The following is a 22,513-nucleotide window of genomic DNA, read 5'->3' on the forward strand; positions in this document are numbered from 1 at the left end:
CCGCTTACGCGGGAAGCACTGATTGCCATATTTATTTCCCCTTTGATTTTTGGGATCACCCCCGCTTACGCGGGAAGCACTTGCGTTTATCAGGCTTCTTGTTTTTTTAGTCGGGATCACCCCCGCTTACGCGGGAAGCACAAGAGAAAGCTGATACCGGACTAGATAAAGTTAGGATCACCCCCGCTTACGCGGGAAGCACCAGTTGGCCACACCCTCGTAAATGTCGGTCTCAGGATCACCCCCGCTTACGCGGGAAGCACTAGCTTATACTGAAGCAACAAGTTGTTTACTAGGGATCACCCCCGCTTACGCGGGAAGCACTACCAGAATTGTTTGATAATGATGAGCTACCTAGGATCACCCCCGCTTACGCGGGAAGCACAAAGCTAACCTTGACGGATAGTGATCATAAATAGGATCACCCCCGCTTACGCGGGAAGCACTTGGTGAATTCCTTAAAGACATCAACCTTGGCCAGGATCACCCCCGCTTACGCGGGAAGCACCAGTACTATCTGCCACCTGAATGTTGCCTGCTGGGATCACCCCCGCTTACGCGGGAAGCACTGGTAGATGACCCCGCGCTGTTTGAGCTCCTGAGGATCACCCCCGCTTACGCGGGAAGCACTATTCGTCAGCAACAGACACAGCTTTGGATCGAGGATCACCCCCGCTTACGCGGGAAGCACATATTGCGAAAAAATATTTACAAGATCATGGTAGGATCACCCCCGCTTACGCGGGAAGCACAAGTTCAATCGAATTAGTAACCTGGTCTGTGTAGGATCACCCCCGCTTACGCGGGAAGCACACAGTCTTGGGAAGATGCTTTAGAAGATTTGAAGGATCACCCCCGCTTACGCGGGAAGCACCTAGGTACATCGTTTCAAGAAGATTGATTAGTGGGATCACCCCCGCTTACGCGGGAAGCACAAAACCGGTAGACCTAGACCTGACCAAATTAGGGGATCACCCCCGCTTACGCGGGAAGCACTTTTTTAGTTAGCTGTTTATTTTAAGCTGTTAGGGATCACCCCCGCTTACGCGGGAAGCACTGTCCTGACGTAAATGCAAATAAGCCAGTACCAGGATCACCCCCGCTTACGCGGGAAGCACAGGAAATACTAGTAATAAGAAAGAAGATGATGAGGATCACCCCCGCTTACGCGGGAAGCACTTTTTGGTGTTCAATGGAATTCTTTAGTTTTTGGGATCACCCCCGCTTACGCGGGAAGCACCATACTATAATACCTTTTGTTCAGTAAGTGAAGGGATCACCCCCGCTTACGCGGGAAGCACAGTGTAATTATACTAGTTAGAAATTTATGCCTGGGATCACCCCCGCTTACGCGGGAAGCACCACATGGATACAGGATAACTAATCATGGTTTGAGGATCACCCCCGCTTACGCGGGAAGCACGAGGACAAGCATAATGGCTAAAATCAAAGTAAAGGATCACCCCCGCTTACGCGGGAAGCACAACGAACTAGGTCCTTCCGCTCCCCACACATAGGGATCACCCCCGCTTACGCGGGAAGCACACATATTAATCCTCCTAGTCTAATATTTTGATAGGATCACCCCCGCTTACGCGGGAAGCACCATTAATGAGATGTGTATTGCGGGAGCTGATTAGGATCACCCCCGCTTACGCGGGAAGCACACCAATTCTTTCTCAATTAAGGGCAATACGCCAGGATCACCCCCGCTTACGCGGGAAGCACACTAAATAGATCCCGTTAAATCAGCATTCCTAAAAATGAAGATCTTCGTTTTTAATTAGTTTTTCTGCAAGACTCAAAGTTGCTTCAGCGTCTGATCTTGCTTCATGCGGTCTTGAATTTTCGATTTTGTATTTTTCCAATACAGTACCTAACTTATAATCATCTAGAAATTTGTTTTTCTTTTTTACAATTGGCATTAAGTCAATTAATTTATTAGATAAACCTTCTTCATTGATAGTCTTAAAACCCGTCGAGATAAACCTATCATCAAAGGACAAGTTATAGCCGATAAGCGGTAATCTTTCAACAAATATTTTCAGCCCATGCAGTGCTTTGCTTAATTCAATACCTTGATCCTTTAGACTTTCATTTGAAATGCCGGTTAGCTTAACAATGCTTTCGGGGATTCTTTGGTCAATTTTAACAAAAGCATCGTAATGTTCTTTGGTTCCGTCAGCATTTCTTTTAACAGCAGAAATCGAGATTATTTGATCTTTCGTTGGATCTAAACCCGTGGTCTCGATGTCAAGGGTAACGAAACGGTCTTGACTTTCTATACTATAATGTTTTTGCATACCGGCTTTTGCTTTGCGCCATTTCGCAGCCTTACTAAAGCCATGTTTAACAGGAACATCTACCCGGTTTAATCGTTTTACCAGCGGAATTCCTTCAAAATCCCTAACCTGATAATCCGGTCTAGTAGTTTTAACTTGATAGCCAAATTCATTTTTAGCATTGAAGGCCATAGTTGCCTGACCATTACCGATGTCACGCATAATTCGGTCCCATAATAAATCACGGATCCTCGCGGTCACATTACCAACATAAACACCGGTCTGAATTTCTTGACACCACTTGGTTAGGTCCCCTCTAAGTGAAGGCGGAACTTTAGTTAAAGTAATAACTATCATTAGTCTGCGCCTTCGTCACGTTCAGAATACTGTACGCCATATTTTTGAAGGCCCGTTTTGTCATCCCACAATCCCAAACTTTCAACTTCTTGGTCATCTTCAGCGTCTAATAAAAATTTCAAATCTTTAACCATCCGGATCATTATTTTTCCATCTACAAATGCATCACGCATAGCCAATCTGGTTCGCGAACCAATATCTTTTTCATCATCATCTTCAGCTGCCATTTTAAATGCGATTGGAATTGAAATTTCAGCCTTGTACAAATCCGCAAAATCATAAACAAAAGACAAATCATGCCCTGTATGTACAAATCCTAAAGCTGGCGAAGCTCCCAGAGCAACAATAACACTATAACTAAGGCCGTATAAAGCCTGATGAGCAGCGGTCAAAGCTTTATTAATTGGAGTGCCTGAATCAAAATCATCGTGATTATATTCACGCCGACTCCAAGGAACCCCCGTTTCTTTTGAAAGTTCTCGGTAAACTTGGCGAATTCTCGCTCCTTCTTTTCCGCGCAATTCTTGCATCGTTAAATTCGAAAAATTTTCATTCGGAAAACGCATTTGATACATTTTTCTTGCAACTGCTAGTCTTGAACGAATATTGGATACCAATTTGGCTTGTCTCTCGATTAATAAAGATGAATGATTCAACGTCCGACCATGGGCGTACTGGCGAACTCCCCTTTCACCAACCCAGACCACACTCATTCCAGCATCACCGATTAATTCCATTGCCCGATGGGTAATATCTACTCCAGGTCCCAGCATTAATACACTAATGATGCCTGCCGGAACAAACACTGTACCTTTACTATCTGCAACGACAATCGCACTATCTTGGCGGTTTAATTTGGCATGTTCTAAATAAAGGAAAGTAACTCGGTCTCTAACTCGACTTAACTCAACCAGGTCGGGCTTTTTAGCACCAACATTATGCTTCATTTTGCTTAACCGGAATTACTGTCATTAAGCCCATGCCATAAGCTTTCTTTCGACCTATCCCGCCAATTAATGATTTTTTGAACATCTCTAAGTCCGTTATTTTAAGGATACCCTCAAAAGAAACCCGACTTAGGTGAACTTTCCTTTCATTCTTATGTTTTAAAATTGGATGATCACGCTCAACCACATCAAACAAATAATGATCGGAATTTTCTTGTTTCTTTACGATCTGAAAACCGGTCGTTTTGGTTTTTTGGATAAGCCAGTCTTTTTGTTGGTCAACCGTCACATGCGGAAATACACGGCCTCTTTTTTCGCCAGGTGTAATTACCGAATGAGTCGGATTGGCGGTTAGCCGAAAGCGCAGATATTGTCCGTTCTTTAGTGAATTTAAAAAGTTGTCATATGATTTAATTAATACTGTTCCTGCGACCCCATACTTTACAAGAACCGCTGGATCTGGCTTAGTTTCACTTAATACAATTAAATATTTTTCTTTTCTTAAGGTATCAATCCGCCATAATTTGCGGCTGCGGCTTTGTTTCTCAACTTCGTCGGGAAAACTCTGCTCAACCCAATTATGGTAAGCGCCTAAATGCGTTAAATCCTTGGTTTTTTGCCGATTGTTAACATCGATCATTACCCTCGATAAGTACATTTTGCTCCTTTCTTACAACGCCGCAAATGGGTCGTGTTCGCTACTTGTTTTAAACTTTGGATTAGTTACTTTTTTCCAAACACGGACAACTGGCCGGTAATCGAAATAGCGATTACGTTGATCAAAAGAACCAACACTATCTTTCACCATGAAGTATTTTTCGCCAGCTAAGAGTTTAGCATCAGCAAACAATTCCACATTGATTATCTCTTCCTGTGATTTTTTCTCTTGATACCAATTCGCTGCCTGCCAAGGCAATTTGGATAGGACTTCTACTGGATTAGCATCAGCAAATACAGCTATTTGTAAAACCCCAGCTGGAGCATTTGAACGCCGACCGAGGAAAAGTTGAAACTTGGGATGGTGCAGCGCATATTTGATTTTATCAATTAATAGGTCATTTTCACTACTAATCGCAAGTACAAATACCGCATCTTGGATATAAGCCCGGTAAGTGACCTTTCGCGTGCCTTTTTTCCATTCTACGGTTTGATAATCGGTTAAAAGGGTGCCCGGTTGATCGACTCTAACCGCCAAATCAAGTTTATTAAAAGCTTTGATCCGCTGATCGTCTCTTTGATAGCCAAAAGCAGCAGCAATCATCCCAATGATCGCACTTTTGGACGGATGGGCAGCTGTTGTGCGCTGATTAAAGCTCGCTTCATTCCCGTAAGATTGCAACGGTCCCGTTAATTTAATCGTGATTGTTTTCATCTTGCACCACTTGTTCAAGTTCAGCGGATACTTGCTGGAGTAACTCATTTAAAGTAGCTACTTGATAATCTGTTAAAGAACTATCATCGTCCAATGACAAGATCCATGTTTTAACCGGCTTGTCGACCATTTTGCAGGTATTCTCATACTCTTTTTCAATTCTTTCAATTGAAGCTTTAACATAGCCTTTATTCGAAGTCACTGCTTTTTCAAATGCCGAAACCAAATTAACCGGCGTGTCAGTTCTTAACGTAATCATGACATAATTTGGCAGAGTTTTATTAGCAAAAGTATTTTGTTTACCGGTTGGCATTGATAACAAGAACGATTTGATAAACTCAACTGTTCCTTCAACTGCCGTCTCTGAACCTAAATTATGGACCAATTCAGGGAAATTCAGGTTGGCATAACGATAAAGTGTAGAAGAATTATATTCAATTGTTCCCAGCATTGCGGCTCCCGTTGTATCTTCTTTTTGGAGATCATCAAGGGCCGTAAAGTAATCAAATTCAGGAACCACTTCATGGGTCGAGATTGCGTGCGCTACCTGGGCTGAGCCTTCAACATTGAGTTCAGGATTATCAGCAACCATGCGCCCAAATAAAGCCAAGTCTACTGATTGGTCGCTGTTGAACAAGCGCTTTAATTCCTTTTTATCAATTGTATCGTGATCTAAAACATATTGAGCAATCTTTTCGACCTGTCCCCGACTTATTAAAAGCAAGGCTCCTGTTTTGCCGTCCTTATCCAACTTAATGCCAGTACTCTTAAAAACTTCCTTAACTTTAGCTTGCACATCTTTTTCGGGCAAAGAAGAATCTAATTCCATGATTTTTTCGGCTATTAATTGAGCTAATTTTACAGTTCTTAAGCCTGCACCCAAGTCATGTCCATTAAATTCTTGGCGCATTGCCCGTTTCCAGCTTTGCGATGAAACCCTTGACCTCATTACCCCGCCATAAAGCGCTGTTTTGGGAGCTCCAGTGTCGTCGCGATTAATGTTTGAAGACGGTACCGCCTGTAACGCGTGAAGATCGATGTAAAAGTTTTTATTATTGTTCATTGTTTTCTCCTTTGGTTTTTTTATTGTATCCATAGTATTTCTGACCCCAATCGAGTCTAACCTTATTGGCTGATTCATAACTCATTTGAAAGCGATAGAGGTCTTCAGCAAGTTTTCCGTAATCAATCTTTACCCTGGAATTATTTGCTTTAATAATCCCAATCAGATGATTAAGCGAGTTAATGACGCTATTAACGTCGGTAGTTGCTAACGTTTGTCTAACCCGTCGATCTAAAGCTACTTCTAAATTTTCGTTTTTCCTTAGTTCTGCCAAAGCTGTAAAGAAATCGCTTCCTGCTTCCTGCTTTTTGGTAGAATCCGCTTCTACCTTGTCAGCAGCTTTTGCATTGAGCTTATTTTTACGTTGAATGTGACCATAAACCAATTCATCTTTTCCTTGCTGATGAATGGCATAAATTCTTAAAGCTGCATAAATTGCTTTTTCAGCATATGAGGGCTTACCATTTTTACTCAACATATCTGTCTCTAAAGTTTCCATCATTATCGGCCAAACAGCTTGCGCCTTAGGGCTGGCAAAACTCGCAGCGCCGCGCATACTTGCAAGTACCCCGCGATAATTCCCAGACTCATGCATTTGCATGATCATCGAGCTGGTCTTCATACCTATTTTATTCATAACTTAGCTCACCACCTAATTTTCAATTTGTTAGAAACGCTTCCTAACAACTTATTCTTTGCCACAAAAACATTCAGTAAATTCTTCTGATCGTCTACGATTCCCGTAATATCACGGGATGTGCTATTTTTCATAAAATCTTCTACTTCAGAATTAACAATTTTCCATAATTCTTTCTTCCATTCGTTAATCTTTAGATCCCGATCATCTTGATTGGTCAATTGGGATAACCAGGTTTTAAAAGGCATGTTCAACTGATCGTAAAATTTATCCATTAACTTTTTGTTCAATTCTTTAGAATCAAGTTTACGAATTCTTGCTAAATCATTGACAAATACCCAGTAGCTTTTCCCAACATCTTGGGTCAAATCAATCGTATCTTCGATTCGTTTAGGCCAATAATTTTCACTATCATCAAAAAGTACATTGAGGTCCAAGGTCAAATCATCTGAAACTTCAGCATAAGGTGATTGAGAAGTGGCGTTACCATCACTCACTAAGGCGACTGAGACCAATGAAATGCGTTTTTTGCGCTCAATTATTTTCTCGTTTTTAAGTTCATTAAGCCAACTGACTATTCCCGGTCGATGAACATCATCAGCCTTGTTGGGATTGACATAATCACCAAATTTGCGCCACATTGCCAGACTTAATGCCTGTTTTCCTTTAACCGCAGGAATAAACTCATTATCTTTGGCTTGGCGGCTTTTTTTCCAAACTGTCATCGGTTCGATAAAAGCATTGCTTGAACTAAATATGGGAATGCCAGCACTATAAATCGTTGGCAGCATGTCGCTTGACCACTCAATGTGAATAATTCGCGACCAGGCTGTGTAGAGTGCAGCTCGATTATCGGGTAGCAATTCCGTTTTACGCCACTTAATGTATTCGCCAATCTCATCATATTCCCAAACTGGTCGTTCTTGATAATACTCATCACCTGTCAAAACCAAATTCAACAGCAAGGATTCAAACATGTTCTTTCCATTGGCATAAACGGGATTTAATTTATACAGCCAGCCGGCGGGAGTTGAAAACTTCTCAGCAGTTTCAACTTTTGCTTTATCGGTAACTCCCGTAAAATTCTGATAACAGATGAGCCAACGTACCAATTCAGCCAAATCTACGTCATTTTTAGAATCGGCAATTTTAGGCGAAAAAAGATCGGGTGTGTTGTTACTTTCTGAAATCCGGCGATTCATTTGCTTAATCGCAACCGTCCCCGTGCCCTTGGCTATTTTGTATTTATCAAGGACGAACCGGTCGTATTCTTCCTTTGTCACCTGATAAAAAGGATGTTCCCCAAATAAATCAAAGCGATCTTGATTTTTCTTTAAGTATTCCACCACCACTTGGGTGAAATTACCGCCTTGGTATAAGCTCTCCCACGTATCAAGCAAATCATCTTCGTCGTAATCAGTAACATCTGTTACTTGAAATTTCTTGGGGTCAACCGTTAGCCAGCCATAAGACTTATCCTCGGCATTAAAGCGAGAATAAACCGTCTGTAAAACCGCTAACAAAAATCGCATAATCGCCAGATCCTGTGAGCGCATCTCACCAGCCAGCTGGCGATACTGCTTGGCATTTTCGAATAATTCGACCATTGATACTGTTTGAGTTTTTGCATTAAGATCAATTACTTTAATCCACGGATCAATGACTAAATTAAAATGCTGATCATTCATTAACTTCCTCCTTTATTATTTTTAAACCAAATTTAGCTGAATAATTTAGCAGCCAATTATGCTTCTTATGCTTCAAGTGAATTGTGGCATTGTTATTGCCATCCAATACAACTGCTAGTTCCCCTTTTAACCACTTATCTGACTGCCAGGTAGGAAAATATTTCCCTGTAGTTTCTTCCAAAACATCAATAATATCGTTAACATCAAAACTAACTGCTGCCGGCAAGCGAATAACTTGCCCAGCGAGCTCTTTAGACTGACAAGTCTCAATTGGTCGACCGTCAAGCAGAAAGATTTGGTGATTTTTTTCTTGTAAAAGCAGCACATCAAGCGTTTCCTTAATATCGCGGACCGCAGCTTGGGCTTTTTGCTCATCCACTGCACTATGCGACCGATCTAGCCAACCATGCAAGGTTTTTCTCTTCTTATTTATTGGAGCCGCGATTCTAAACGCCTTAGCTTTAATCTCCGATCTTTCCAGGTCATGTGCAAATTCAGCTTTGGCTGCTGACAGACCTGCAATTTCGGGATCATTGTTTTCATCGTAGGTCTTTTGGACAAGGTTAGATATATCATCCGGTAAATGAATCTCATCATTTAAATAGTAATCTGTCTTCATGAGGAGGTACTTCTCGTAAACCGCCTCATTTGCGGCACCATAACTACCCATCGCTTCAATTCCCATCACAGATAGCTTGGGAGCTCGAAACTTTGGTGGACGTTCAATTAAATGACGATGAAGTCGGCCCGCTCGTTGCAACAAGAGATCCATTGGTGCAATATCAGTGTAAAGCACGTCAAAGTCAATATCTAACGACTGTTCAAGCACTTGGGTGCCTATCACGATCATTTTGTGCGGCCTTTTTGCCCCTTTACCAATTTTAGTTTGCAGCCGCTCTTCAATCTTGATCCGCTCGGGCGCAAGGAAGGCCGAATGCAGCACAATCAATTCAACAGTTTCGTCATCAACCAGCTTTGCCAACTCTTGTGACCTTTTAACCGTATTAACAATTATTCCAGCAATACCGCCGTCATTAATTGCAGTTAAAATTGACTTGATTAACTTGTCACTTTCGAGGTTGATTCGTTGTACTTTTAAACTGACCGGTTTTTGATCTGATTGTCCCGCAAAATGTGAGACTTGTTTGACCTCGCTTCCATCTAAAATAGTTAAGAGCGGGTATGCTTGAGATTCGACCCATTCAGCATCTGTTGTTAATTTTTTTTGATATTTACCATGATAATAGGATTTTAAGAGCTGCACCCTTTTATCTTTAGGTAAAGTTGCAGAGAGCAGCACTAGCGGTACCCGATAAGCGCCTAACCATTCAATCGCGCGATAAAGATACTGGTTCATGTAGGCGTCATAGGCGTGCACCTCATCAATCACGATTACCTTATCGCTGAATCCGAGATGCCGTAAAAATAAGTGCTTCTGCTTGAGGGCCATTAACAACAGCGTATCAATCGTACCAACCGCAAACTTTGACAAAATGGACTTTTTACCCGTGAACCAGCTGTTAACTACAACTGCACCAGCATCTTCAACGTTACTGGCATTGGGCAAATTTGCATATTCCTGATTAAATTGCGCCTTGCCGTGCAACAATTTAATGGCTAGGTGATCGTTCTGCTCATCTGCTATCTCGCCGAGCCAGGTGTTAACGCGGGTAAACATAGCGTTGCTCGTTGCTTGGGTAGGTAGCCCCCAGAACAAACCATCACGCTGAGTCGCATAAGCTAATTGTTCAGTGGCAATTAAAGATGTTTCTGTTTTCCCCAGCCCCATCGGTGCTTCGATGATAATCATGCCGGGATCACTGGTATCCTCAATCGCCTCTGTGATTACTCTTTGTACGGGGCGAGCCGTAAAGCCCCAGCGCTTTTTGTAAGGATCCTGCGTCACGTCAACTTTTTCAGGAATCCAATCACCACTAATGTCCCAGGCTTCAACTGCTGCTTCGAAGCGACCTTCTAAATCCAGATCATCGAATGTGAGATCCAAAGGAATCAACGGAAATAATTTTTGGTTGGGATCATCACCTAAAAATTCACTTGAAGCAAACCAATCTGCCGTGATCAAGAGTCCTTCTAAAATAACCGCTTGAGCTTGGTTGACCGCAGGTATTTCTGCAACAGAATGATATCCAGCGAGTTTTAAGCCATATTCAAAAATTTCTTTTTGAATAGCTTGCCAATTTTTCCGCACCGCTTCAGCATCAGTCGCAGAATTACCCGTGTCATACTGTCGATAATTATCCGGATAGTCATCAAGCTGCTCAGCCGGAAAGACTGGCCCGGCATCACCATGATGTCCGCCAATAATAGCTCCGATTGAATCTGGGAGTCCCAGATCTTCTAGCAAAGCCTCCCCTGCCTTAGCGTGAGGAGAATATTTTCGAGATGAGCCAGTATAATCGTTTAACTTTGTAAATCCCGAATCAATCAGATTTTCGATTAACTTCTCGTCCAGGTCATCGTCGCCGCTGTACGAACTTTTAGTCTGGAATGCTGGTGTGGCTTTGCCAATATCGTGATTAAACCCTAAAAATTTAACTAACTTGCGTAATTCTGTTTCTCCGCCAACATTTTCGCTCAGCCATTTTTTTGTGCCTTCACAAACTTTATGACTGAGTAACCAATTGATTACATTGGCCGTATCAATCAAATGAGCCAGCAAGGGTAGCCAGAGCTGTTCGCCGTTGTCAGTCCTTTTTTTCGCCCAGAGCGCCTTTACTTCTTTATCCATTTTGCTCCTTTCTTTGGTACTTATTAATTTTTAAAAACTTATTTATAGAATATTATAGTTTTTTGTTTTTGGCAAGTGGTTTTGTTAAATATTTTAGCTTTTTGAGTAAATTGATAAATAGGTCTTCACTAAAATCCACAAAAAAAGTTAGTGGCTGGCCACTAACTTTCGTCCTTTCCCCTGCTTATTGCAGGAAACACTAGATTTCAAAGAATCTTATAGGGATCACCCCCGCTTACGCGGGAAATAAACTGTAAAGTTATTATACACTTTCAAACAAATTACGAAACTATTGAACTATACAATATTTCACCTTCCACTAACAGTAAGGATCTATCCCAGAATAAAGAATAGCGGTCAGCTGATAATAAATTAGCAAACCCATGACGTTTAACTTTTTAGTTGCACTTCATTACCTTTATCGATGGTTTAGTTTTACCACATACCGATAACTTTGGTCCAGAGCAGACCGCCGCCCAACCAGATGACGTTAAGTACAACACCAATGATTGCACTTAACTTCCACCAGTCCTTGTTAGAGACATATCCGGTTGAAGAAAGCAGCGCAGCCGGACCAGCTGAATAGGTTGAAGTTGACAAATAGAGTGAACCGTCTAAGGCCAACATTAACGCAGCCATGATTGGCGGCACACCAGCACCAATCGCAATTGACAAAAAACCTGCATACAGGGCCGAGATTTGTGTCGAAACACTTGGAAATAGGTAGTGCAAGTAGAAGTAAGCCAGGTATAGGATGACCAACACCCAAACCCAATTCAAACCTTGCAAACTGCTTCCCAAGGTTTTTGAGAACCACGGGAAGAAGCCTAATTGCATGAGCTTTTGTGACATTAACATAATAATTGACAACCAAGTTAAAATATTCCAAGCAAAACTCTGTCCGAGAATGTCCTTGACGTTAATTACGCCACAAATCAACAGCAGTGCGACTGCAATGAAACTAACCATTGTTGCATCAATCCCAAATTTAGAACCGATTAACCAAAGTACAACTGACATGACAAAAACCACGGCCATAATCTTTTCAGCGGCGGTCATCTTACCAATTTCCTTTAATTTGCCATCTGCCCAGGCGTGAGCGTTTGGCGTTTCCTTAACTTTAGGTGGGTAAATTTTGTATAGAATCAGTGGCACTACTAAGAGTGAAATCAGTCCGGGGACGATTGCCGCTACAAACCACTGCATCCATGAAATGGTAATGTTCTGTGTTTTGGCGATACCCAGTGCAACCATATTACCAGCCAATCCAGTTAAGAACATAGTTGAAGTGACAATGTTAACTTCGTACTCGTTAAAGACCAAGAACGACCCAATATTACGCTCTGTCCCCTGCTTAGGATCAGAACCCATTTCTTTTGAAAGGTTATCAATAATTGGGTACATGATGCCGTTAACCCGGGCATTATTACTTGGAATTCCAATTGCTAAGACCGTTTCAACCAACGACAAGGCGTAAGCAAGTCCTAGAGTCCGCTTGCCAAAGGTCTTAACAAAGAAGTAGGCGATGCGCTTCCCCAAACCGGACTTGATGAAACCGGCAGCAATAAACATACACATCGCAACCATCCAGGCGGTCGAGTTACCAAAGCCAGCAGTTACTTCTTCCATCTTAAAGATACCAGTAAGGGTTGCAATTACGATAGCAATGATGGTGGTTGCCATCATGGGCAGCGGTTTAGTCACGCAAGCAACAATTGTTGCAATGAAAATGGCAAACAAGTGCCAGGCCTGAACATTAATTGCAGCTGGTCTAACCGGCGTCAATAACCATAAGATAATACCGATTGCAAGTGGCATTAACCACTTTTTCCATTCAAATTTATCTAACATTTTTCTCTCCTTTAAATCACTTGTTAGCTTGCTTAATAGCGGCCTTTACGGCTTCTTCTAGTGCCTTAGTGGTCATCGATGCCCCAGAAACAGCATCGACTTCGGTAGAATTTTGCTTGACCATTTCCCGTGGCAGCTGCTCAAGCGCTACAGCTCCAATACCTTCAGTTTCATGATTTTCCAAGACTTCAACCTTTTTAATCTTCTTATCTTCATAGGTAACACGGACTAGAATGCGGCCACCGATTCCAGCTTCAGAAGAACCTAGGTATTGGTTAGCTTCCAGTTTAATCCGCTCTGCCCGATTACCGTCCACCAGATCATTAATACTGGGAACTTGATTAACTAAGTCAACTTCTTCAGCAGCAGGTGTCAACTTGGCGACGGCCTCGCCCGCAATCTTGCCAAAAATCAAGCACTCCGCCAGATTGCCTCCACCTTGGTAGTGGTTAGCGCACATGCCGCCCAGTTCCCCTGCCGTATAGAGCCGCTTAATCGGTTCGCCTTGTTCATTAAGAACACGGGCATACTCATCATGTTGTGGTCCCCCTTGGGTGTTCAAAACCGCTGGGGCCAACTTGATCGCATAAACTGCCCCATCCGTTGAGAAGAGCTCAAGCGTTGCAGGAGCACGCTCAAATTCCAAATCGCACCCGTTTTTAGCAAATTCGTTGAAGCGTTGTACCGTTTGGATTAGGTTAGTAGCCGGGACATTTAGCTTGTCGGCAAGATCAGATAGTGAAGCAGCCTTAACTAGCTTGTCGAAGAATTTCTGATACTTTAATTTACCTTGCTGCTGTTCTTGAACAAACTTATCACACTGCTTTTGGTCAAAAACTAGCCAGGCATTGTCATAGGCATGCGGCAAAAGGTAGTCACCATGCTGATAAATATGCCCATGGCGGAACTTAGCGTCTTCACGCATAAAACGACTGCCGTCATCAGCAACAGCAAAAATTGAACCAGATTTAACGTTCTCCCAACCACTAATTTGGCGACCACGCTCATTTTCCGTTTCCGCAATCACATAACTCGGGACGATTCCTAATGATTCATAATTGCCCATATGCCACATCTTGGCACCAACTTCACTCGCCATGCTAATTCCATCGCCCTTGTTATAAAGCGTGCCAAGTGGCGTCAACTTAGTAATATGCAGGTAATCCTGCTGCATTTGGGGATTATTTTCAAATCCACCAGTGGCTAACACTACTCCGCGCTTAGCGTGCATGTAGTATTGTTTATGGTTACGAGTAATCATAGCGCCACGGATTTCTCCAGTTTGAGCATCCGTTAGCAGATGCTCAGCTCTTGAATTCAACCAGATGTCAATGTTCTCTGCCCGTACCACTACTTCCTTACGAATAACCTTCCATAATTCAGCATCAAAGTCGCGATTATGAACCATGGCGAAGTCGAAGGTATCAGCCCCTTCATACTCAGGATATTCACACAACTGCTTTTTGCGGGCAACGTGATCACCCTCTTGGTAGTCACGGGACCAGATGTAGGGCTCAATGCCAAAGTACTTCTTGAAGTATTCCGGTATCTCGACAAAGCCGTCTAGATACGCCTCCATGGTTTTGGCATCGATGGCAAAGGGTGCAGTCAACTGCTTAAAGTAGGTCTTGATTTTTTCTTGATCGTGTCCCATTGCAACATGTTGGGCTGAATAGCGTGTATTCCCGCCCTCATGTCCGTAGGGTGCTACATCAACTAAGAGTACCTTGGCACCATTATCGGCTGCGAACCGAGCCGCAGTTCCGCCAGCACCACCAAAGCCGAGGACGATGACATCATAGTCACCATTCCACTTAGTTTGCGCATTAACTTCCATTTTATTTTGCTTTTCCTCCTTTGGCCTGTTCGATTGCTTCGTCCACAGCTTCCTTAAAAGCCCTACTGGTAGTGGTTGCACCGCTAACTGCATCAACTTTAGTCGTTTGCTTATCTAACATCGCCTTGGTCAAAACAGGAATTGCCTTACCTCCAAGATAGGGCGTTTCTTTTTGCTGCAGGGTTTCAATGTTGGCAATCTGATCACCGTCCATCGTTACCCGAACCACAATTGGAATATCATTAATGCCATTTTCACTACTACCAATTCCCTGGTTAGCACCGGCCACATACTCCTCCGTGGTGGTCTGTGCCTCTGATTGCAGGTCAGACATTTGGGAAACAGCATTGGCTGCGAATTGCTCTAGCTTTCGCTTGGGCCAAGCAGCATTTTCACCGGCAATCTTACCTGAAATTAGTAAGTCGGCAATGCTGTTAGCACCAATGTACTTGGTTGCAAAAATATCACCCAGCTCACCCGCTTCATAGAGGTGGGGAATTACGTTATTTTCTAAATCAAGCACCTCACACTTTTCGTTGCGGCGGGCTCCGCCGTGAGTGTGTAAAATATTGTGTCTAATGGCAATCGCATAGAACGGGCCGTTGCCAAATGCTCGCATAGTTTCAATCTGGCGGTTTAAGACCAAGTCGCGCTTTTGACCGCTTAAAAAGTTAAAGTCAGCGACCGCTTCACCTAATTTAGGTGCGGCGATCTTTTTAGCTAGCTCGGCAATTGAACCCGCCTTAATTGCATATGACAAGAGTTGCTTGATCTGGTCAGCCTGAGCAGACTCATCGCTGGCCAATTGATCATATTGGCGTTGATCCATAATGATATGGGGGTGATTCTGGTTAGGCAGCATAATCCAGTTACCGTGATTATACTTATAACCATGCCGATCCTCTTCGTCTTCACGGTAGTAGCGTGTTCCATCGTCACCGGCTACAAAGATACTGCCATTAAACAAACTCTTCCAGTTAATCATGTAGGCAAACTTTTCTCTGGGCTGACCTTCATTTAAGGAAAAACCGTGTGAGTCATAGTTAGCCATATGCCACAGGCGGGCCCCAGCTTCAACGGCTAAGTCAATGCCTTTCCCCTTGTTGTAGAGCGTACCAATTGGTGCAAGCGCCCCCTGACCCAAAAAAGTTTGAACCATGTCCTGGTTATTTTCAAAACCACCACAAGACAGGATGACACCATTCTTAGCAGCCACATTTCGGATAATACCCTCATGCTTGATCTGTACGCCAAGAATTGTTTGGGTCTCTGGATCTTGAATCAAGTGCTCAGCGGGACTAGCAAACCAAATATCAATCTGATCTAAGCGCTCATATACTTGCTTGCGCAATAACTTCCAAAAACCTCCATTGTACATACCAGCTGTCATACTTTGCGACCGCATCGTATCAGCATGAGCATATTCGGGATACTCGCCTTGGGGCCGTCTGCCGGTATATTCTGCTTCAATGCCAAAATATTTTTGAGCATACTCCCTCATCTGCAAAACATTATTAACAAAAGCGTCTAAGGCTTTAGGATCATATTTGAACGGATAATAGGTCTGCTGATAATAAGCACGCAAGTCGTCAAAACTGTCGCTCCAGGCGAAAGCACCACCAGCATAACGGGTGTTACCACCCTCCTGTCCTTCTGGTGCTGAATCAATTAACAAAACTTTGGCCCTATTGTCCGCTGCAAATCTTGCGGCAGTGGCGCCAGCACCACCAAAGCCAACCACCACAACATCGTAGATTGCATCCCACTTAAGTGTCGAATTATAAATCAAAATATCTACCTCCACTTTCCTAAATAATTCTTACTATCTGCAATATATCCCCTAAACTTTTCTTAGTCTAATAAATTTTTGCTTACCTAATTTATAAATAAAGTGTGAGAGTTTTTGTAACTCAAAGGATTCTGGTATTTTTTAGGAAATTTAATATAATTAAAAAAGATATACTTATAAATTATTTTTATTTTAGGAAGTTAACATGAACGAAAAAGATCTTTTGTACTTTTGTAAACTAGTCGAAACAGAAAGCTACACTGTTACTGCTTCCGCCTTTGATGTCACTCAACCAACCATTTCGATGGCGGTCAAACGGCTCGCCGAAAAGTTTGGTGACCCGTTAATTCTTCAAAAAAATCGCAAAAGTAAAATCTCGCTAACCGATGCCGGCGACCTCCTCTATCAGAAGGCCAAAATCCTACTGCACGACATTGCCAGTATTAACTACGACGTTAAGCACGCTAGTGATAAAAAAATCCGGATTGCCTTTTCTGGTGAGGCGGGAAGCCTATATATTCCCGACATTATCCAAAAATTTCACCAAGCCGGTATCAATAACCTGCTTGAGACTCACTTAGAAAGGTCTGCCAATGCTTTTTCTGATCTAACTAACGGCGACGTTGATGTGGCTATCTACTCTTGGATGCTCCCCATCAACGATCCCGAATACTTCATTCACAACCTCCAAAAAACCGAGCTAGTAATTATTACTAGCCGGCAAGATCCCTGGAAAGAGATGCATGAAGTCGGAGCTGCCGACTTGCGTAACCGCCAATTTATTGCCCGCAACCGGGGCTTTTTAACTAGAGAATGCCTAGAACGAGAAGCAAAATTGGGTGCATTCACACCCAATGTGATCTATACCGCTTCTTCAATGAAGTTAATGATCGATCTCGTGAAGCGCAACGTGGGCATTGCATTGGCAATGGAAAGTAGTCTCACTGACTTAACCGGACTCCACATTATCCGGTTAAAGGCGGGACAAAAAATTTGGGCCTACATGCAAATTGCAATGCGAAAAAGCTTTATTCCTAATAAGTATCAACGCCAAGGAATCGACATTTTACGCCACTTTAAACCCTAAAAACTGACTCAGCTTTTGTTTTTTTCGCAAAAAAAGGCCCCATAGTTGAACTACAACCATGGGGTCTTTTTAAATACTTTAAGCTAAAACTGTAAATAATAAGCCGGCAATCGTGCCACCAGCAAGTGGAGCAACGATGGGAACCCAGCTGTAAGCCCAATCTGAATCACCCTTATTAGCGATTGGCATAAATTGGTGAGCCAGTCTTGGCCCCAAGTCACGAGCGGGGTTCATTGCAGCACCAGTCGGTCCGCCTAATGATAGCAGTACGGCCGCAATCAAAAACCCAGCGAGGAGTGGATTCAGTCCGGGGGCAAAAGGCGTCTTGCTCATCGCCAACAGACCATAAACCAAGACAAAAGTCGCCATTAACTCCGTAACAAAGTTCCACAAATAATTTCTGATTGCTGGGACAGTGGCAAAAGTGCCTAAAATCGCGCTTTGGTCATCGGTTTCCGCCCAGTGTGGGTAATAGGTCAACCAAACTAGGATGCCGCCAACAAAGCCACCGGCAACTTGCGCAAGCATGTATGGCAAAACTGCTGACCACGCCGTCTTATGTGCAATTGCCATGCCCAACGTTACTGCTGGGTTGAAATGACCCGGAGACAACCAGCTAACACAGTACACCCCAAAGGTCACGGCAAAGCCCCAACCTAAGGAAATGACAATCCAGCCACTAGCTTTGGCCTTCGACTTGTTCAAGTTGACACTGGCACAGGCGCCGTCGCCAAGTAATATTAGAATAATGGTGCCGAAGAACTCGCCCACTAATTGCATTGTTAAACTATTGTTCATTTTCTATTCTCCTACTTCGATTATCAAGTTGTATAGTAGACTCTTAAAATAACTTCAGTAGTAAACTATTCCCAATTCGAATATACAACTATTCTAGTTCAGTGTAAACCATTTCTTGACTTTCACGAAAAATAGCTCTTACTCACAAGAGCAAGAGCTATTTTTAATTATAGTACTATTTATTTAGTTCTTTACCACTTTTATGGTCTAAAGCTGACCACTTAATAAAGTCCTTACTTGTAAAGCCCACCAACTTAAGGCCGCGCACCGTCTTGGTCTTGTGAACTAGCAAAGTCTTGCCCTTTGGTACGTAGTAGCCAGTTCTAAGTTTACCCTTGCTGGTATATACGTCTGCCCTTTTCTTTACCTTATAACTGACCGCTTTAAATACTTTAACGTTCTTAGCCTCAACGTATTGGGCCTTGGTCTGTTTGCTACTAGAATTGGGGTTGAGAAATTGCACTAAGGTCTTGTTCTTAACGGAATTAATCCCGCCGGTGATGTAGAGCACTGTACCCTTCTTCATCTTAGCTTTTTTAGCTACTTTCCCACTCTTATCGTAAACCGCACTCGCCTTGGTGACTTTAACATATTTGTTATTCAAAGCCAGTGCTTTGGAAATATCATTTGAATTACCGTTAGTCGTCTTACTTGGCGTTGTTGTCGAAGTAGTTGGCTGGTTAGTTGCTGGACTTGTAGTCTCTGCCGCGAAAACTGGTGCCGCCGCGCTCATTACCAGCGATAGCGAAGTGACTCCGACAAAACTTAATAACATTTTTTGCTTCATTTTAAAACCTCATTACTTCATATTATTTACTATATAATTATTTTACTACAATCCTTTGACGATTTCTCGCCTTTCAGAAAACTAATTTTGCTTTATACTATTAAGTAAAGTAAGCAAAATTCAGTCGTTAGGATGGTCTAAATGACAAGTCGAAAAAAAGCTGTAATAGAAATCCTGGTCACAATCGACCAAAATTATCTCAAACCACTAGAAGTAATGCTGTACTCGCTCAGGCTCAACAACCCTGGAGAAGACTTTCGAATTTGGGTACTTCACGATAATATCCCAGCCCGTGCTTTAGCTGCACTTCACACTTATAGTATCAAAATTGGCATGGAAATCGCCCCCATGGCTATGGACAAACATTTCGACTTTCCTGCTTCTTTGCTTAACCTGCACGACTATCCCAAGGAAATGTACTTTAGACTGCTAGCTGGTCAAGCGCTGCCAGCATACCTGCATCAGATAATCTACCTAGATCCTGATATTTTAGTGATTAACGCGCTGCGGCCCCTTTGGGAAACCGACCTGCAGGGTAAAATGTTTGCTGCAGCAGTTCATGAGGGTTTAACTGACATCATGAGTTCAATTAACAACATTAGACTAGGTACCGACACAGCCTACTTTAATTCTGGAATCATGCTCATGGACCTAGACCAGATGCGACAAAAAATCAAAGTCGTAGAGATTGCTGCAGCAATTCAACAGCACCATGATACGCTAATTTTACCTGACCAAGACATTCTTAACTACCTGTACGGCGAAGACATCTTAAAAATCCCAGAAACTCGGTGGAACTATGATGCTCGTGCTTATTCTATCTACTTCACCCGTAGCGGCGGCAATATCAACACTGAGTGGGTTATGGAAAATACAGCCATCCTGCACTTTTGTGGCAAACCCAAGCCTTGGGAGCGCGAAAAACACTCGCACTACTCACGCTTCAAACCACTCTATCTGAACTATCAACAGATGGTTAACCGGATCTTTCAGCAGCAAAAATAATAAGATATTTCGCTTTTTTCTATTGAAGGACCAGCCAACTGTGATAAAATAAGAAAAGTTGCCAGATATCATGCAACGCAATGACTTACCTAGTCTGCGTATATGCCAGATTAGCGTGATACTTGTTTATTCATTTTTTAGAAAAGAGAAGGAAAGATATGGCCTCAATTAACAAATCTGAACTCACTAAAGAAGTTTCAGCGAAGACAGAACTTAAGCAAAAAGATGCTGAAAAAGTTATCGATGCTTTAATTGAATCAATTAAGGAAGACTTAGCTAAAGGCGAAAAAGTGCAAATCATCGGCTTTGGTTCATTTGAAGTTCGCAGTCGGGCAGCCAGAAAAGGTAGAAATCCCCAAACTGGTAAAACTTTGACTATTCCTGCTACTAAGGTACCTGCTTTTAAACCAGGTAAGGCCTTAAAAGATGCTGTGAAATAAGTTTTCATACCATCGAAAAAGCCAACAGATCTAAGATCTGTTGGCTTTTTCTTCGTTTAAAAACTTTATTTTTGATGGTTCAGTCGCCGGGCACAGAAGTCGCCGACAATTTGCACAATAAAGATTATAACTACGACCAGAAATGTCGCCGCCAGAGTAACGTCATCATCAGACCTTTGGTAACCATAGACGATTGCTGTGTTGCCCAGTCCCCCTGCACCAATGGCTCCAGCCATCGCGGTTAGCCCAATCAGACTAATCAGGGTCACCGTTGATACGCGAATTAATTCTGAACGTGACTCGCCCAAATAAACATCAAAAATAATGTCCCAGTTGCTAGCACCCAGACTCTGCGCAGCCTCTATCTTGCCATTGTCGACACTCTCCAGGGCCACCTGAACCTGGCGCGCATAAAACGGAAATACCCCCAGGGAGAGCGGAACTAGTGAGGCCGTGAGGCCAATCTCGGTGTGCACAATTAACCTGGTCAGTGGTGCAATAAAAGCTAATAAGATAATAAAGGGAATAGCCCGAAAAATTGAAACAAACTTGTCAAAAATGTTATACCAGAACTTGTTGGGCATAATACCATCGCTTTTAGTTAGGACCAGCAGGACACCAAAGATAATGCCGAGAATCCCACCAAAAATAGCTGACCAAAAGGTCATATAAAATGTCTGACCGATGGCTGACCCCCAGCCATAGTCACCCTGCCAGCCCAAATTCACTACATTAGGAAAAGTCTTGCTAAACCAACTAATCATATAATTTCCCCTTTTCATTTAACCGTGTAACTGCTACTTTTTCTGCGGTCAAAAACCGTCGGGTCTCTTCCTGTTTAGTCGAATCACCCTTAACTAGGACCAAGAGCGTGCCAATCGGTTCATCATTAAGCAATTCAACGTTTCCATAAAGCATGCTAGTTTCAACCCCAATTTCGCGGTAAAGGTCAATAATAATTGTCTTAGTGACATTAGCCATGCTGTAAACTAGCTGGTAAATCGCCTCATTGGCTCCCAACTTGTCCAAGTGGAGCGACTTCAACGTATTAATAACTTCACGTGAACCACCGACAAAACTTTGCGTCAGCTCATTCTGCGGATGCAACACGACCTCCCGCAATGAGCCCTGTTCCACAACTTCACCATGCTGCATTAGCACGACCTCATCACAAATCTTCTTAATTGCCGCCATTTCGTGAGTGATTAAGACAATCGTTAAGTTGAGTTCTTCCTTCAGCCGTTTCAGTAAGGCTAAAATCTGCTGAGTATTTTGCGGATCTAGTGCACTAGTTGCCTCATCCGAAATCAAAATATCGGGTTCATTGGCCAGTGCACGAGCAATTGCAACACGTTGCTGCTGTCCACCCGAGAGCTGGCTAGGGTAAAAGTTGGCCTTATCTCTTAGGTCAACTAAGTCAAGCAGTTTTAAACATTTTTCCTCAACCTCTTGGTCCTTTAAGTTAGCATGCTTTAACGCAAAAGCAACATTTTCAATCACTGTGATCTCATTGAGCAGGTTGAAATGTTGAAAAATCATCCCGATTTTTCGGCGAGCCAGTTGAAGCTTTTTGCCACTAATAACCTGCTGGCCATCCTTAACAAAGTCAATACCGTTAACCCTAATACTGCCCGCTGTCGGTCTTTGCAAGAGATTGATGGTTCGGACCAAAGTCGACTTACCCGCCCCAGAAAAACCAACAATACCGAAGATACTGCCCTTTTCAATGGACAGACTAACGTCGTTTACTGCCTGTACCGTCTGGCCTTTTTGGTCTGGAAAATCAACCTTAACGTGTTGTAATTCAATAATCCCCATTGCCTA

Annotated in this window: 18 protein-coding genes and 1 CRISPR repeat array (1 of these 19 cut by a window edge); of the genes, 3 read left to right on the top strand and 15 right to left on the bottom strand. The window is 42.8% G+C overall.

Going from position 1 to position 22,513, the window contains the following annotated elements; all coding sequences use genetic code 11:
• Positions 1 to 1,728: a CRISPR direct-repeat array (repeat unit 28 nt; unit sequence GGATCACCCCCGCTTACGCGGGAAGCAC) (it extends 1,169 nt beyond the left edge of the window).
• A gap of 29 nt (positions 1,729 to 1,757) precedes the next feature.
• From cas2e to R8389_RS04450, 11 genes are all read right to left on the bottom strand, one after another.
• Entirely contained in the window at positions 1,758 to 2,639 is an 882-nt protein-coding gene (gene cas2e / locus R8389_RS04400; RefSeq protein ID WP_317636832.1) for a type I-E CRISPR-associated endoribonuclease Cas2e, read from the bottom strand.
• Positions 2,639 to 3,586 carry a type I-E CRISPR-associated endonuclease Cas1e gene (gene cas1e, locus R8389_RS04405; RefSeq protein ID WP_317636833.1) on the bottom strand — a complete coding sequence of 316 codons (948 nt, stop codon included), beginning with the start codon at positions 3,584 to 3,586 and terminating at the stop codon, positions 2,639 to 2,641. The genes cas2e and cas1e overlap by 1 nt, the downstream gene beginning before the upstream one ends.
• Positions 3,576 to 4,244, bottom strand: coding sequence for a type I-E CRISPR-associated protein Cas6/Cse3/CasE (gene cas6e, locus R8389_RS04410; RefSeq protein ID WP_317636834.1), 669 nt, complete (start codon positions 4,242 to 4,244; stop codon positions 3,576 to 3,578). Before cas6e ends, cas1e begins: the two co-directional genes overlap by 11 nt.
• 12 nt (positions 4,245 to 4,256) lie before the next feature.
• Positions 4,257 to 4,958: a type I-E CRISPR-associated protein Cas5/CasD gene (gene cas5e, locus R8389_RS04415; RefSeq protein ID WP_317636835.1), complete on the bottom strand. Its 702-nt coding sequence runs from the start codon at positions 4,956 to 4,958 to the stop codon at positions 4,257 to 4,259.
• Positions 4,939 to 6,021, bottom strand: a complete 1,083-nt coding sequence (cas7e, locus tag R8389_RS04420; RefSeq protein WP_317636836.1) for a type I-E CRISPR-associated protein Cas7/Cse4/CasC — start codon at positions 6,019 to 6,021, stop codon at positions 4,939 to 4,941. Before cas7e ends, cas5e begins: the two co-directional genes overlap by 20 nt.
• Positions 6,011 to 6,658: a type I-E CRISPR-associated protein Cse2/CasB gene (gene casB, locus R8389_RS04425; protein WP_317636837.1), complete on the bottom strand. Its 648-nt coding sequence runs from the start codon at positions 6,656 to 6,658 to the stop codon at positions 6,011 to 6,013. The genes cas7e and casB overlap by 11 nt, the downstream gene beginning before the upstream one ends.
• Before the next feature lie 8 nt (positions 6,659 to 6,666).
• Positions 6,667 to 8,346, bottom strand: a complete 1,680-nt coding sequence (locus tag R8389_RS04430; protein WP_317636838.1) for a type I-E CRISPR-associated protein Cse1/CasA — start codon at positions 8,344 to 8,346, stop codon at positions 6,667 to 6,669.
• Positions 8,339 to 11,095, bottom strand: a complete 2,757-nt coding sequence (gene cas3, locus R8389_RS04435) for a CRISPR-associated helicase Cas3' (RefSeq protein WP_317636839.1) — start codon at positions 11,093 to 11,095, stop codon at positions 8,339 to 8,341. Before cas3 ends, R8389_RS04430 begins: the two co-directional genes overlap by 8 nt.
• Positions 11,096 to 11,530: 435 nt before the next feature.
• Positions 11,531 to 12,946 (bottom strand): DASS family sodium-coupled anion symporter, encoded by a 1,416-nt coding sequence (locus R8389_RS04440; protein ID WP_317636840.1) that lies wholly within the window; start codon positions 12,944 to 12,946, stop codon positions 11,531 to 11,533.
• Between the two features lie 16 nt (positions 12,947 to 12,962).
• Positions 12,963 to 14,783 carry an FAD-binding protein gene (locus R8389_RS04445; RefSeq protein WP_317636841.1) on the bottom strand — a complete coding sequence of 607 codons (1,821 nt, stop codon included), beginning with the start codon at positions 14,781 to 14,783 and terminating at the stop codon, positions 12,963 to 12,965.
• Position 14,784: 1 nt separating this feature from the next.
• The gene (locus tag R8389_RS04450) at positions 14,785 to 16,572 is read right to left on the bottom strand and encodes an FAD-binding protein (protein ID WP_317636842.1); all 1,788 of its coding nucleotides are present in this window, start codon (positions 16,570 to 16,572) and stop codon (positions 14,785 to 14,787) included.
• A gap of 205 nt (positions 16,573 to 16,777) precedes the next feature.
• On the opposite strand from R8389_RS04450, the gene R8389_RS04455 reads away from it, so the two are divergent.
• Positions 16,778 to 17,659: a LysR family transcriptional regulator gene (locus R8389_RS04455; protein ID WP_317636843.1), complete on the top strand. Its 882-nt coding sequence runs from the start codon at positions 16,778 to 16,780 to the stop codon at positions 17,657 to 17,659.
• A gap of 78 nt (positions 17,660 to 17,737) precedes the next feature.
• On the opposite strand, the gene R8389_RS04460 is transcribed toward R8389_RS04455, so the two are convergent.
• Entirely contained in the window at positions 17,738 to 18,457 is a 720-nt protein-coding gene (locus R8389_RS04460) for an MIP/aquaporin family protein (RefSeq protein WP_317636844.1), read from the bottom strand.
• Between the two features lie 175 nt (positions 18,458 to 18,632).
• Positions 18,633 to 19,244, bottom strand: coding sequence for an SLAP domain-containing protein (locus R8389_RS04465; protein WP_317636845.1), 612 nt, complete (start codon positions 19,242 to 19,244; stop codon positions 18,633 to 18,635).
• A gap of 141 nt (positions 19,245 to 19,385) precedes the next feature.
• On the opposite strand from R8389_RS04465, the gene R8389_RS04470 reads away from it, so the two are divergent.
• Both R8389_RS04470 and R8389_RS04475 read left to right on the top strand, forming a co-directional pair.
• Entirely contained in the window at positions 19,386 to 20,249 is an 864-nt protein-coding gene (locus tag R8389_RS04470; protein WP_317636846.1) for a glycosyltransferase family 8 protein, read from the top strand.
• 158 nt (positions 20,250 to 20,407) lie between these two features.
• Positions 20,408 to 20,689 carry an HU family DNA-binding protein gene (locus R8389_RS04475; protein ID WP_317636847.1) on the top strand — a complete coding sequence of 94 codons (282 nt, stop codon included), beginning with the start codon at positions 20,408 to 20,410 and terminating at the stop codon, positions 20,687 to 20,689.
• A gap of 65 nt (positions 20,690 to 20,754) precedes the next feature.
• Here R8389_RS04475 and R8389_RS04480 read toward each other — a convergent pair whose 3' ends face one another.
• On the bottom strand, positions 20,755 to 21,453 hold the full coding sequence (locus R8389_RS04480) for a methionine ABC transporter permease (RefSeq protein ID WP_317636848.1): 699 nt from the start codon (positions 21,451 to 21,453) through the stop codon (positions 20,755 to 20,757).
• The gene (locus tag R8389_RS04485; RefSeq protein WP_317636849.1) at positions 21,446 to 22,507 is read right to left on the bottom strand and encodes a methionine ABC transporter ATP-binding protein; all 1,062 of its coding nucleotides are present in this window, start codon (positions 22,505 to 22,507) and stop codon (positions 21,446 to 21,448) included. Before R8389_RS04485 ends, R8389_RS04480 begins: the two co-directional genes overlap by 8 nt.
• Between the last annotated feature and the right edge of the window lie 6 nt (positions 22,508 to 22,513).

Origin of the sequence: Lactobacillus xylocopicola (assembly GCF_033096005.1) — a bacterium.
GTDB lineage: Bacteria > Bacillota > Bacilli > Lactobacillales > Lactobacillaceae > Lactobacillus > Lactobacillus xylocopicola.